A 12,754-nucleotide genomic window follows, 5' to 3' on the forward strand; every position below is an offset into this window, starting at 1 on the left:
ATCACAGCGCACTCCCGCCGCAGGCGGGACATCCACGCAGGCACGATGTGCGGTGGAGGTGAGTGGTGGAGCGCATACGGCCGCTGCCTTACCTGATGCCTCTGGTGGACGGCGAGTCGACCGGTTCCTTCGTGACGCGGCTGGCCGCCCGTCACGGACAGTCCGTCTCCCACCTTCTAGCCACGGTGGGCGAGGGCCGCTCCGCCGCCGACGTCGACCCCGGGGAGAGCGAGCTATATCTCAACGCCGCTGCGCGGCAGCGGCTGGCGCTTCTAGCCAGGCGCCCGCTGGCGCAACTGACGAGAGCGCTGACGAGCCTGCGGGATGAGCATCTGCTGCCCGACGGGTCAGGAGCTCCGGCGTGCAAGTGGCCGTGGCGGCCGCTCAGCGGGTTCCTGGTGCACGGATGTGCGCTGTGCGCGGCCCGTCACGGTGTGCTGGATCCAGTGTGGCTGATCAGACCGGACCCGTGGCACATCTGCGTACGGCACGGCCGCTTCCACGACAACTCGCGCGAGGACAGGATTTCCTACATCGACCTGTCACCGGGCCCGCACGTGATCCAGGCCGAACGACGTCGGCTGCGGCTGGTGGGCGCTGGCCCGGTGGGCCGTCTGCTGGTCGCGGATGCCTTCGGCGTCCTGGCACACGAGGCCGTACGCCTGCCCCGCCTGGGCAGCAGCCGCACCACGCCCCTGCGCCTGCTGCCCATCGCGGTCCGCGTCGCTACCCGGATGGCCCGCCTTGAACGGCACCGCCTGGAGCACCGACTGCAGCCCGACGAACACCAGCACTGGCGCGACCAGGCCGCCAGGGACCTGGGTTGGCAGCTGGGGGCGGCTTTGGCCGCGTGGAGCCGACAGCATCCACCGCTCAGACGCCGCCAGGCCGATCCCGCACAGCGCTGGCAGCAGTTGCCGGGCGCCCCGCACCGGGACGTGCCGGAGATGGCCTCCGTAGACAAACTGACCTGTGTCCCATGGGAAGTCCTGGCCCGAAACGGCCCCCGCCCCTACGGCTGACAGGGTACGTGCCGCAACGACGTGCTGGTCCCTTCCAGCCCTGTCCGGGCTGCAGCTCAGGGACAGGCTGCCAGGGCATACGGACCGTCGCCTAGCATCGGTCCAGCACTGTTCCCGCCGTGGCCTGCGGGATGTCAGGTGCGGAAGGGTTGTCCTGGCCGATGGACATACAGGTGCAGTACCGCAGCGCGGCAGGCCGCACGTGCCGCGATGAACCGGCTGGCGTGCGGGGCGTGCCGCTGGAGGAGCGGCAGCCATTGTCCGAACCGCGCGCCTACAAAGGCCGCCGCTCCATCCTGACCAAATGGGCCTCGGCCACCACCGGGCAGGCGGTGTGGTGCACGAGCACGGTGCAGATGGACGCGGCGATGCTCCTCGACTTCGATGCGGACATCGTGTGCTTCCAGTCCGGTGTGGTGCAGGTGCACTGGGAGCTGGAGGGCCGGCACGGCACCGTGGAGCCTGCCTTCGTCGCCCGCACCCGCGACGGACGCAGGCTGGTCTTCGCGCACCCGCCCCGCGACGAGACGGACGTGGAGGAGCGGGTGCTGCGGCAGGCCGGCGACGAGGCGGGCTGGGAGATACGCCCGCTGCAGGTGCCACAGGGGGTGCTGCGGTCCTCGCTGGAAAGTGCCGCGCACTTCAGCGGACCGGAGTTCGCCCCCGACGATCACGTCCGCCGGGTCCTGCTGGAGGTGTTCGCCACACCGCGCCCACTGCAGGCGGGCGCGGCCGCCTCGGGCCTCGGGCTGAACGCGCCCGGTTATGCCTGGCATCTGGTGTGGACGGGCGAGCTGACGTGTGACTGGACCAAGCCGCTGCTGCCGACCTCGCCGGTGTGGGCCAGCCAGGCGGCTGATGCCGAGGAGGCATAAAGGCGATGGCAACAGCCGTGGGGCAGGCGGACACGCGAGAGCAGGCCGGGCTGCGGCTCGGGGCGAGGCTGCGCTGGCAGGGCGGCACCTACCGGGTCCTGGTGTTGCAGGGCGCAGAAGTGCAGCTGGGCTGCCTGGGCGAGGAGGGAGCGGATGCCCGTGCCCTGGTCGAGGCCGTGGTCGGTGCCGACGACTTCGCTCTCCTGGACGAGGATCTGCAGGAACTCGAGCGGGAACAGGTGACGGACACCAGCCGCCTGTCCCTGCTGTCGGAGGCCGACTCGAAGCTGGTGCGGGACTGGGAGCGGCATCTTCGGGAGATCGACGACGGGGTGCCCCCGGATGCCGAGGAAGGCGCGGTGCCGCGCCCCGGCTACGACCCCGGCCGCTTCACCGTGCGCCAGCGTCTGGCCGCCAAGGCCGCGGAGATGAAGACGCTGGGCTTCAAGCACGCCTCGGCCGGCACGATCGAGCGGCGCCGGCGCGCGTATCAGGCGCGCGGAGTGTTCGGGCTGATCCGCGAGACTGTGCCGGGCTCGCCCTGGGGGCGCACCGACGAGCGGGTGGTCAAGCTGCTGCTGGCGGAGGTCAAAGCGGGGCTGGGGGAATCCGACGGGGACGCCAGCCGGCTGTACGAGCGGCTGCAGGCCGCCGTGTGGCGTGAGCACGAGGCCGAGTACGACAAGTTGATGATCTCGAGGGCCACCTTCTACCGGCTGCTGGGGCGGCTGGGCATCAACGTGGCCTCGCTGCACTGGCCCACCGACCGGCGCCTGGACGAGGCCAACGGCGCCGTTCCCCCCTACACGCCGACCCTGGCACGGCGGCTGGGCGAGCAGGTGCAGATCGACTCCACCGGCCTGGACATCATCGCGATCGGGGATGACGGACGGCCCGTACAGGTGGAGCTGACCGCGGCGATCGACGTGGCGTCGAGGACCATCATCGGCGCGATGATCGTGCCGAAGGTGCCGGGCCGCGGACCCAGGGGACGGCGGCTGGGCGGACGCGCCACCCGCTCCTTCGACGCAGTCCTCATGCTGGCCCAGGCCCTGGCCCCGATGCCAGCCCGGCCCGGCTGGTCGCCGCGGGCGCTGGCGGAGCACTCCGAGATGCCGTACGCGGATCTGGTGGCGTGCGATCCGCGGATGGCCGGTGCGGCCGCCCGGCCAGTGATCCGCCCGCGGATGGTCGTCGTCGACCACGGCAAGATCTTCAACAGCGAGCACTTCGACGACGTATGCCGGATGCTGCGCATCAAGGTCCGCCCGGCCCGGGAACGCACCGCCACCGACAAGGCCATCATCGAGAGCACCTTCAACGCGATCAAGAGGAGGTTCTCGCAGTACGTCACCGGCTACACCGGCTCCGACCTGAAGCGGCGTGGCAAACACGTGACCGAGGGGCCGCTGTGGAGCCTGAACGAGCTGCAGGACCTGCTCAATGAGTGGATCGCCCTGGACTGGCAGCAAAAACCGCACGACGGACTGCGCAGCCCGTTCCTGCCCGGCCTGACGATCAGCCCGAACCGCATGTACGCCACGCTGGTGGCCGCCGAGGGCCATGTGCCGCTGACGCTGACGCCGCACGAGAACCGCAAGCTGCTGCCGTTCAACTACCTGAAGGTGACCGACAAGGGCGTCAGGATCGGCAACCGCATCTACAACAGCCAGGCCCTGCAGGAGTACAAGAACCGGCACACCGGGATCCCAGGGCAGGGCAGGCGCTGGCAGATCCGCTACAGCCCCTACGCGCCGCGGTTCGTGTGGCTATGGGACCACCACCGGGACGACTGGGTGGAGGCGGAGTTCATCCACCAGCGACTCATCGGCGACGACTGGACCGAATGGACCTGGGAGCAGGCCACCCTCGCCGTCCTTGAGGACGGCGGCCACAAAGAGGATCAGCGGCGCATCGCCCGCGAGGTGTCCCGTCTGCGCGAGCGGGCCCGACGCGGCCCGGACCCCGACACTGTGCAGGTGCCGCAGCTGTTCACCGGCCCAGCCCTCGACCTGGACGTACCCGCGGCCGACCCGTACGAGGGCATCCCCGACCCCGACCCCGCCACCGTGGTGCGGGCGCCGGCGCTAACCATGGCCGCCGAACACTTCCTGCACGCACCCCGTCCCGCCCCTCCCCCGCCACCCGATGACCCGGGCATGGAGACCGACACGGACGTCGAACCGGCCGTTGCCGGCCAGCCCGCAGCCACCGGCAGCAAGGGTGTGCAGGAATCCGCCCGGGCGTACCGGACGGGCGCGCTGAGCCTGCGCGGCGGCGCGGCCGAGGTATTCGGCATCACCCAGCCACCCCTCCCCCGACCGGCTCCGCCCCCCACCGCAGAGCCCGGTGCCGAAGAAGACGACGGAGAAGCATCATGAACCGAGAAAAGCTGATCAGCGTCTTCGGCCCCGGCGTAGCCGAGGCCGTGACCCAGCCCGTCGACCCTCCACTGCTGACCACACGGGAGGGCTGGAACCTCGCGGCCTCGCGTCGCCTCGCCCCGCTCGAGCGCGCCGACTGGGCGCCCAAGGGCACCGAGGTCGGGCCCCGGGACCCGCGCCTGATGTACCACGCCGAGATGCTGCCCGTGGTCACTCCTGCCCTGTGGCGTGGCCTGCTCGATGCGCGGCGTCAGCTGCGCAAGAACCGCTTCCGCAGCATCGGCCGCGCTACGGACATGATCATCGATGGGGACCGGGGCACCGGCAAGTCCACCCTGCTGGTGCAGATCGGCCGCGGCTTCCAGGGCCTGATCGAATCGGACCTGGGCCCCGACCCCAACCGCATCCCGGTCATCTACGTCACCGTCCCGCCGGAGCGGGAGAGCAATCTGCACTGGTCGCTGCCCCTGGCCGAGTTCCTGGGTCTCAACCACACCCTCAACCCCGACGACCGCAACCGCCGCACCGCCGACATGACCGAGGCCGTCGCCCACGTGATGCGCCAGGCGAAGACACAGCTGGTCCTCATCGACGGCATCAACCGAATCCAGGACAACGAGATCGCCAACGCGTTCAGCTACTTCGAGGCCCTGCAGGACCGCACCAACGTGACACTCATCTTCTGCGGCACCGGCGCCCGGGAAATCGTCCACGAGGCCCGTTACGACAGGCGGCGCAAGAATCTGCCCGACGTGTTCAAGGGCAAGACCTACTTCAGCGACCTGCCGGTGCTGTGGGCGGGGATCATCCCCTACGGCGACGACTGGCACAGCGTCGTCCAAGGCTTCGAGGAAGACCTGTGCCTGTACGACCACAAGCCCGGCACCCTGCTGAAACTCTCCAAGTACCTGCACCAGCGCACCGGCGGCTACATCGCCTCCCTCAGCGACCTGATCTGCCAGGCCGCGCAGGAAGCCATCGAAACCGCCACCGAGGACGAACCGGAGGCCATCACCAAGCGGCTCCTCGACGACATCCGCATCGGCCGCGGCGACAGCCGATAGCCCCCTGTCTCTGGACGTCCGGCTCTCTCACATGCGGCGCTGTTCCTCCAGCGGCAAAGCTGCGGTGGTCCTGCACCGGGTGGGCTTCGACTGGCCTCCCGTGCGCCTGGAAGCAAAGACGGCTGTCGCCATCGCAGGCCCGGTCGGGTATCACTGCTCCCGCAGATGCCCGGGGGACCTTGGCGCCCAGGTGTCAGTTCTCGGCGGGAGACCACCTCAAGTGGTAGATCTTGAGGTCGGTCTGCTCAGCTTCGGGCAGAAGAGTGCAGTGCATGTGCCGGGTCCAAAAACGCACGGCGTCCGGGCGCGTGCGCTCTACCTCTATGAGGACGTCGTGCGCGCCCTTGCTGGCGTCCTCGAGTACGCGACGGGCCAGTTGCCGCCCCAAGCCCTCGCCCCGCGCCTCTTGGTCAACCACCAGGTACTCCAGCCGGGGGTGGTAGGGACGCGGGCCGTCGGCTGACGCCGCCGGGGCTCTGAATCCGTTGGCCACCACGGCCAACCCGGAAAGAGCGTTCGAGCCGGAGCGGATCATGGTCCAGATGCGGGGCTCGTTCACGGGGGACGGCAGATCCGCCAGGGGCCACTCGCGTTGAAGCAACGCCCGCGCAGCGTCTTTGTGTTCGCCGAGGCCGACGGAAATCTGTACCGGGATCATGATTCCCAGTGTGCCGTGTGCGCTCGAGCAGACGCGGCGCCTTCGCGCTCAGGCGCCGCTTTGCATGGGAGTGCGGGCGGGCCGCGCGCTGAGCGCGCGGCCTCACCGCTGACCGGGCGCACCCCAAATGCGCTGCGGTCCGGGTTCCGTGCACGGCGTTGTCCGAGGTGCCCAGATCCTGCCACCAGGGTGTCCCAGGCTGGCCGCAGGAAGCAACCCGAAACCTGGACACAGGCGGTACATCGTTGTTCTGCCTCGGGTCGGCTAGCCGAAAGAGGTCTGTGAGCAGGTAAAAGGCATCAGGTCCCTGTTCTGGACAGAGTTGGGACAATACCTTGAACTCTTGGTTCCGGGTGGTGCTGAGGGGGGCTGGTCCGGCACGATCTGGGATGTGTGCAGCGGCGGGCCGGCCCCAAACCTCCTGCCGGTAGTGGCACACATGTCCGAGGTGCATCAAGGGAGTTCACGCATGAGTAAGGCTTTGCTGTGTGTGGGGGACGGCACACCGGTGCCGTGTCACCTGTCCGATGTGGTGATGGTTGTCGCCGTGCTGATCGTGGTGTTGAGCACGCTGGGTTCGGCGTCGGCCTGGCAGGGCGTGGCCCAGGCGCTCGTGGCCGAGACGGTGGCCGCGGTGGTGGTGGCCGCGGTGAAGCCGTCGGCGTACGACCGCATGTGACGGCTGGTTCGAGTCATGGCGGGGCGACGGGAGATGGAACTTGTTCCCCGGGTGCCGGAAATGGCGGAGGTGGCGCGCTGGCTGCGGCGGTCGCGCCACCTCTCCGGCCTCACCTACGAGCAGCTCGTGCGGGCTACCGGCTTCAGCAGGGGGCGTCTCAACCGGGCAGCCAACGGCTGGCGCTCGTCCTGGCCGGTCGTGGAGGCGTTCACCCGGGCTTGCGGCACGGACGTGGGCACGGCCAGGGTGCTGTGGCTGAAGGCCAAAGAGGCCGCGGAGGGCACCGACCCAGTCCCGGATGTGATCGCAGTCGCGCATGTGGGCACCTTCGATGAACTGCGCGTGGCGATGGGGCACTTGCGTGTTCTGGCTGGCCGGCCGAGCCTGCGTGAACTGGTCGAGCGGAGCGGGGGAAGACTGAGGCGCACTACCTTGGCCAGCGTTTTTAGCGGAAGATCATATCCGCGCAGGGAGCTGGTTGTGGCGTTCGTCGACGTCGTGGGTGTGGGCGGCGACGACGCTGCCAGCTGGGCAGCAGCGTGGGATCGCGCCCAGGCCCACTTGCGCAGTGAGCGTAAGGCGACGGCCCCGCAGCCTTTGGCCGTGGTGCCGTCTCCGGCCCTGCTGTCGGTCCTCGGTGATCTGCCCCTGTCCGACTGGGCCGCCGTGGCAGAAGTGGTGGACGTCGTCCGGAAAGGCCATGAAGAGGGGCTCCCCGCTTCGGTCACGGTCGACTTTCAGCACGATGGAACCGTGCCCGAACGCGGCACGATCACCATCTCCTGCCCGGGCGCCGGTTTCGACCGTGCAGCCATCCAACAGCTGTTCCGGATCAGCTGGACTGGCAGGCCCCTGGAGCAGAACGAGTTCGGCCCCGGATTCCTCGCGGCCTGTCTTCGACTGGGCTCACGCATCACGCTGCGCACCGCCCAGCGACACGAGCCTGCATGGACCGTCTTCACTCTCGATCTGGCTTCCTTCGTCTCCGGTTCCTCCTGGCAGGTCCCCATCGGCGCAGAACCCAAGACGGAGACCGGGCAGCAGGGCACACGTATCACCATCGAAGCCCTGCGCTCCGCCTGGCCCCCCAACATGCAACACCGTCTGCGGCGGCACTTGGGCGACGTCTACAGCTACCTGCTGCGCGAACAGCAGATCCAGCTGACCGTGTCCGATGCTGTGGTGGCTCCCCGTAAGCCGTGCATCTGGGGAGAGAACCGCTTCGTCCAAAGACGTGGTCAGGAGATCAGCGCTGTGCAGAAGATCGACATGGTGCTGGCCACGCTGTACCGGTGCCAGGACTGCTGGCACGCCAGCCCGCTCGGCTCGTCGTCCTGCTCGCAGTGCCAGGGAACGCGGCTGGAGCAGACCGAACACCGCGTGTGGGGGTGGCTGGGCGTTCAGCGCTACCTGCACCAGCGCGACTACGGCATCGACTTCTTCCGTGACGGCCGGAAGATCCTTGCCAGGGACAAACGGTTGTTCTCCTTCACTGAAGATCTTGAGGGCATCGTGGAGTACCCGGTGGACTCGCCCGCAAAGGGGCGGCTGGTCGGCGAGATCCACTGCGATCATGTACCCGTCAACTTCACCCATACGGCATTCGACTACGACAGTCCGGAATGGCGTGGGGTCGTCCATGCCATCCGCGGACCGGGCCCGCTCGCTCCCCTGCGGGCCCAGAAGTTGGGATTCGCGTCCAACACCAGTCCCCTGGCCACGCTCTTTGCCGCATTCCGCAGAAACGACCCCGGACTGCGGTGCCTGATTCCCGGGGACGGCGTCCGGGCCCTGCACGAGACTGCCGCCACCTGGGCAGAGCGCTTCCACCAGGGAGACCCTGCCTACCAAAGCGACGAGGCGTGGTACGACGCCGCGCTCCGCCACGACACGCCAGCCCCGGCCACAACGGTGGTTGACGATCGCATCGATCTTGCGCATCTTGATCCGGAGGACCTCAGCGACCTCGTCCACCGCCTCTACATGAACTTGCACGACGACCCCGCAGAGGGGCCCCGGGAGCTGATCGGGCCGGGAGCAGCGACCACGGTCTTCCGGGACAGGTCTCGCTCCGGCGAGCGCTGGGTGCTGCAGACACGGCGCAGTCAGCACGTTGTGCCGCTTGAGACGGTTCACGCTTTGGCCGGGCAGATGCTGGACGTGCAGGCTGTCCGGGGCGTCCTCGTCACGACCGGTTGGTTCGGAGCGAGCAGCCGTGCGCTTGCAGCCCGCTCCGGTCGCATCGATCTCGTCGATGGTCGGGCCCTGAAGTCTCTCCTGCATGAACACCTGGGCATCGAGGCACGGCTGCGGCTCAAGCGTCTTCCGCCGGAATGGGATGCGGGAGACCTTGCCTGAGCCTATGGCTTCAGGCCCGGCCGGACGAGGGCAAGGGTGGCCGTAGTGGCTGTAGTTTCGATGCGCTCCGTCAGCGGCATCGTCCGGGACCCATACGGGACGGCATCGACAGCGCCCGCCTGGTGGCCAGGCTCATCGCCGACGTCTGCGTGTGGAGCACGTGCGTGCGGTCTCTGTACTGGCCCGTGCACGTGTCGGCACTGGAAAGCGCCCTGGACCAAGTCCGCGCATGTCTAGTCCAGTTGGCCGACGAACTGAGGGCCGCCATGCCGCGCGGCCAGCAGGACCCGGCGCCGGAGCAGGTCGCGCGCGTCCTGGAGAGCTTCCCGAGCATCAACATCCATGCCGGTAATCACGCTTCCGTCGAGGTGCACGCGCCGGTCGCGCTCGCACAGCACGGCGGGAGGGCCGGTGCCAGCGTCATCGGGCGGGGCCGGCGAACGCCCCTGCGCCGCGTGCCCGTTGGGTGGGCCGTCGTGGTCGCTCTCGCGGCAGCGGCGGCAGTGACCGCCTGGATCACATGGGTGTGATCCAGGAGTGGGCCCCGCACATGTGCAGGAAGGCGAGCCCGGGCAGCGCCGGTGGCGGTCCCAGCACGCCGCGGAGCGCTGGCGCGCGGTGCCGGCGGCCACAAGGACGCCGTCGGGCGGGAGTTGGTGTGACCGGCACAACGCCATCCGCGAATCAGTCCAGGAATATTTCGTGTTAATGTTCCGAGGTCTAATCTGAGGCGGTGTGGAGTGCTGACGTCCGGTGACCTGCAGGCGCATCCCGGGATGCTCGCGCTCGCGCGCGAGTCGCGGGGGATGACGCAGACCGGGGTCGCCGATGCCATGACCAAGGCGTCGGACGGGGCCACTGTCGTCTCCCAGGGGTACGTCAGCAAGGCGGAGTCGGGACGGCTGGCAGTCGGCGAGGACCGGCTGGTGCTGTACGCCGCCGCCCTCGGCTACCCCCCGGAGTTGCTGTGTGTGGACCCGCAGGTGGGCGGGGTGGGTGTCGGGCTGATCCATCACCGCAAGCGGGCGTCACTGTCCGCGCCGGCGCTGCGGCGCATTCACGCCCAACTCGCCCTGGTGCGGCTCCAGGTGTCCGGAATGGCGGGTGCCGCCGCGGTACCGGACAGCAGGCACCGGTTCCTACAGGTGGCCCTGGACGATTTCACGACAGCCAGGGACGCGGCGCGCCAGGTGCACCGGGAGTGGGCAATGCCCGCGGGGCCCGTGGCCGATGTGATCGGCTCCATCGAAGCGGCGGGCGGCTGGGTCGTGGTACGGGACTTGGGCAGCAAACTACTGGACGCTGTCAGTCAGTGGGATGGCCGCCAGATGCCGCTGATTCTGGTCAACAACCGTGCTCCGGGCGACCGTTGCCGTTTCAGCGTCGCTCACGAGCTGGGGCATCTGGTGATGCACACCGAACCCGGCGCCGCAGGAGAGCAGGAAAAGCAGGCCGACGCCTTCGCCTCGGAGTTCCTGATGCCCGCGGCCGACATACGGCAGGCGTTCACCGGCGGAGTCAATCTTGCACGGCTGGCGGAGCTCAAGCGCATCTGGCGGGTGTCGATGAGCGCCCTGCTGCGGCGCGCGGTCGATCTGAACGCCCTCAGCGACTGGCAGTACCGCACTGTGGCGGTGGAGATGTCGGCGCTCGGCTACCGCACCGCCGAACCGATCGACATCACGCCGGAACGACCGCGGCGGGTGGACGCTCTGGTTGACACCCTGCTGTCGGACCGTGGCCTGGAAATCGACCAGGCGGCAGCCTGCGCCCGCCTGCTGCCCGAGGACTTTGAGCGCCTGTACGTGGCAGGCAACCGCTCGTTATCCCATGCCGCTTCGAAGGTGAGGCCATGATCGACCCGTCTGCTCCGCTGCCGCGTCCACGCTCGGATCTCACCGAGCCGCCCGACGCACCCCAGGCCCTGACCGGTGCACTGCGCGTCCTGCAGGGCCGCATGCTGCTGCACGTGAGCCCGGCCCGCGTCGGCTTCTTCCGCACCCAGCTCGATGCGGGCCGCAGCGGGCTGGTGCTGTGCGGGCCCAACGCGCTGCACCAGGCAAGGAGGCTGCGCCGCGAGGAACAGTTCAGCGGACCGCTACTGGTGGACCCGGCCGTGTACGAGGTACGGGCGGCGAGCGAGGAGGAACCCTTTCCCCACGCGTCCCAGGACACGTTCGCCTTCGACGATCCGCTGGCCGTGTCGCTGGCGGAGCAGCGGGCCATGGGCGTCACCGCGCCGATGACCCCAACCGGCTACCTCCACGCGGACGACTCCGACGCGCTCAAGGCGGCGGTACACCGGGTGGCCGCTCTGGAGGATCCGCAGGTCGTCTTCGCCGCGCCCGTGGACGTGGGCTGGCTGCGGGAGGAGGACTCCGTGCGGCAGCTGATCGCCTTCCTGCGGCTGCTGACGGGGCCCAAGGCCCTCATGCTGGGAGGGCAGATGGACCCGCTCGCCCGTCACCCCAGGGCCGTCGACCACCTGCGACGCATCGTCACCGAGGTGCCGGGGGCAGCGCTGTTGCGTACCGACCTGGCCGCCTTCGGTGCACTGGCCGCGGGGGCGGCGTTCACGGCGTTCGGCGCCGGCAGTCGGCTGCGGCACATCATCGCCCCCGGCGAAAAGGCCAAGACCAGCAAGGGCTTCTCGAAGTCGCCGCACGTGCTGTTTCCCGAGCTGATGGACTTCTTCCTCGGCAAGACACTGGCCGACCGTTTCGCGGCCGCCGCTGCCCCGGTCTGCGGCTGCGCGGCGTGCGAGGGGGTGCGGGCGCTGGATTCGTTCGCCAGCAACGCGGGCGACCGGCAGGCGCGGGCGGCGGCGCACAATGTGGCGGTCCTGATGGAGTGGCTGCGCACCCTGACCGCACTCGCTCCCGGCCGCGCGTGCCAGCAGTGGTGGCACGAACGCTGCCGCACGGCCGTCGACCGGTATCCGGTGCTGAACGCGCAGCTGCTGCAGCCGGATCTGTTCAAGGCTCCCCCGCAGCTCAAGCGGTGGGCGCTGGCCGCCCCGGCCGATGAGGCGGCACCGCTGCGGGCGGGCGTGAAGGACTACCGCAAGAGCTGATACAGCTCCTCCACGAAGCACCATGCGGCAGCGGTATGCCGCAGCGGCCGGTACGGGGCCGGCTCCAGCAGCATCTCGACGCCGTCACCGGTGGCGAGGAAGACGCCGATGCCGTAGAAGTCCGCCTCGGCCAGCGCCTCATCCAGATGTGCGGGGCGGCGGGTGAGCAGCATGGCGCGGCGGCAGAACGGGGCGAACCGGCCGGCATCACGAAGCCCCTGGCGCCCCCCGGAGGCTCGGACCACCGCCAGATCGATGCGCGCCGGGCGCACCGCGCGCCGGGTCACCGACGTGCGGTCACGATCCGCGCACCCGGTCGGCAGGGCCCGCACGGCGCGCCGCTGGTCGGCATCGAGGCCGGTGAGCGGGACGGGGATGCCCACCGGGAGGGTCAGGAGCGTCTCCAGCGCCGCCATCCGGTCCAGACGGGCCGCGGCGGCATGCCGGCGCCGGGCGTGCTCGGCGGAATCCAGCCGGTAGAAGAACAAAGCCTCCACGCCCTGCAGGGACGCGACCTGGGCCTGCGCTCCCGTCTCCAGCAGAGCGGCAGATGCCGTCCGCACGGAACGGTCGATCACGGAGTTCGCCAAGGTCGCCATGGCCTCCACCCTGCCTCACCGGGCCCCGGCCGCTCGCGGCGG

At 69.5% G+C, this 12,754-nt stretch carries 11 protein-coding genes; 9 read left to right on the forward strand and 2 right to left on the reverse strand.

Annotated features, from left to right (window positions below; all coding sequences use genetic code 11):
- The first annotated feature begins 65 nt into the window (after nt 1-65).
- The 4 genes from ACTWOL_RS35970 to ACTWOL_RS35985 all read left to right on the forward strand — a co-directional run bounded on the left by ACTWOL_RS35970 (nt 66) and on the right by ACTWOL_RS35985 (nt 5,345).
- The gene (locus tag ACTWOL_RS35970) at nt 66-1,022 is read left to right on the forward strand and encodes a TniQ family protein (RefSeq protein WP_474301359.1); all 957 of its coding nucleotides are present in this window, start codon (nt 66-68) and stop codon (nt 1,020-1,022) included.
- Nucleotides 1,023-1,279: 257 nt separating this feature from the next.
- Nucleotides 1,280-1,897, forward strand: a complete 618-nt coding sequence (locus tag ACTWOL_RS35975; protein WP_474301360.1) for a hypothetical protein — start codon at nt 1,280-1,282, stop codon at nt 1,895-1,897.
- A 5-nt stretch (nt 1,898-1,902) separates the two neighbouring features.
- Nucleotides 1,903-4,278 carry a transposase gene (locus ACTWOL_RS35980; RefSeq protein ID WP_474301361.1) on the forward strand — a complete coding sequence of 792 codons (2,376 nt, stop codon included), beginning with the start codon at nt 1,903-1,905 and terminating at the stop codon, nt 4,276-4,278.
- Complete coding sequence (locus ACTWOL_RS35985; RefSeq protein WP_474301362.1) at nt 4,275-5,345, forward strand: ATP-binding protein; 1,071 nt, start codon at nt 4,275-4,277, stop codon at nt 5,343-5,345. Before ACTWOL_RS35980 ends, ACTWOL_RS35985 begins: the two co-directional genes overlap by 4 nt.
- Nucleotides 5,346-5,538: 193 nt before the next feature.
- Here ACTWOL_RS35985 and ACTWOL_RS35990 read toward each other — a convergent pair whose 3' ends face one another.
- Nucleotides 5,539-6,003: a GNAT family N-acetyltransferase gene (locus tag ACTWOL_RS35990; RefSeq protein WP_367490639.1), complete on the reverse strand. Its 465-nt coding sequence runs from the start codon at nt 6,001-6,003 to the stop codon at nt 5,539-5,541.
- 469 nt (nt 6,004-6,472) lie between these two features.
- Here ACTWOL_RS35990 and ACTWOL_RS35995 point away from each other — a divergent pair, with 469 nt between their 5' ends.
- The 5 genes from ACTWOL_RS35995 to ACTWOL_RS36015 all read left to right on the forward strand — a co-directional run bounded on the left by ACTWOL_RS35995 (nt 6,473) and on the right by ACTWOL_RS36015 (nt 12,113).
- Entirely contained in the window at nt 6,473-6,682 is a 210-nt protein-coding gene (locus ACTWOL_RS35995) for a hypothetical protein (protein ID WP_367490636.1), read from the forward strand.
- 33 nt (nt 6,683-6,715) lie between these two features.
- Nucleotides 6,716-9,040: a restriction endonuclease gene (locus ACTWOL_RS36000; RefSeq protein WP_474301363.1), complete on the forward strand. Its 2,325-nt coding sequence runs from the start codon at nt 6,716-6,718 to the stop codon at nt 9,038-9,040.
- Between the two features lie 242 nt (nt 9,041-9,282).
- Nucleotides 9,283-9,570 carry a hypothetical protein gene (locus ACTWOL_RS36005; RefSeq protein WP_474301364.1) on the forward strand — a complete coding sequence of 96 codons (288 nt, stop codon included), beginning with the start codon at nt 9,283-9,285 and terminating at the stop codon, nt 9,568-9,570.
- Nucleotides 9,571-9,816: 246 nt separating this feature from the next.
- A complete protein-coding gene (locus ACTWOL_RS36010; RefSeq protein WP_474301365.1) occupies nt 9,817-10,896 on the forward strand; it encodes an ImmA/IrrE family metallo-endopeptidase in 1,080 nt (359 codons plus the stop codon).
- On the forward strand, nt 10,893-12,113 hold the full coding sequence (locus ACTWOL_RS36015) for a hypothetical protein (RefSeq protein ID WP_471621342.1): 1,221 nt from the start codon (nt 10,893-10,895) through the stop codon (nt 12,111-12,113). The genes ACTWOL_RS36010 and ACTWOL_RS36015 overlap by 4 nt, the downstream gene beginning before the upstream one ends.
- Here ACTWOL_RS36015 and ACTWOL_RS36020 read toward each other — a convergent pair.
- Nucleotides 12,098-12,712, reverse strand: a complete 615-nt coding sequence (locus tag ACTWOL_RS36020) for a hypothetical protein (RefSeq protein ID WP_466073220.1) — start codon at nt 12,710-12,712, stop codon at nt 12,098-12,100. The genes ACTWOL_RS36015 and ACTWOL_RS36020 overlap by 16 nt on opposite strands.
- Nucleotides 12,713-12,754 lie beyond the last annotated feature (42 nt).

It is taken from the genome of Micromonospora sp. IBHARD003, assembly GCF_056106285.1.

Bases quoted from the DNA above. Each gene is read 5' to 3' on its own strand.
- ACTWOL_RS35980 (WP_474301361.1), top strand. From the start codon at position 1,903: ATGGCAACAGCCGTGGGGCAGGCGGACACGCGAGAGCAGGCCGGGCTG.
- ACTWOL_RS35985 (WP_474301362.1), top strand. From the start codon at position 4,275: ATGAACCGAGAAAAGCTGATCAGCGTCTTCGGCCCCGGCGTAGCCGAG.
- ACTWOL_RS35990 (WP_367490639.1), bottom strand. From the start codon at position 6,003: ATGATCCCGGTACAGATTTCCGTCGGCCTCGGCGAACACAAAGACGCT.
- ACTWOL_RS35995 (WP_367490636.1), top strand. From the start codon at position 6,473: ATGAGTAAGGCTTTGCTGTGTGTGGGGGACGGCACACCGGTGCCGTGT.
- ACTWOL_RS36000 (WP_474301363.1), top strand. From the start codon at position 6,716: ATGGAACTTGTTCCCCGGGTGCCGGAAATGGCGGAGGTGGCGCGCTGG.
- ACTWOL_RS36010 (WP_474301365.1), top strand. From the start codon at position 9,817: ATGCTCGCGCTCGCGCGCGAGTCGCGGGGGATGACGCAGACCGGGGTC.
- ACTWOL_RS36015 (WP_471621342.1), top strand. From the start codon at position 10,893: ATGATCGACCCGTCTGCTCCGCTGCCGCGTCCACGCTCGGATCTCACC.
- ACTWOL_RS36020 (WP_466073220.1), bottom strand. From the start codon at position 12,712: ATGGCGACCTTGGCGAACTCCGTGATCGACCGTTCCGTGCGGACGGCA.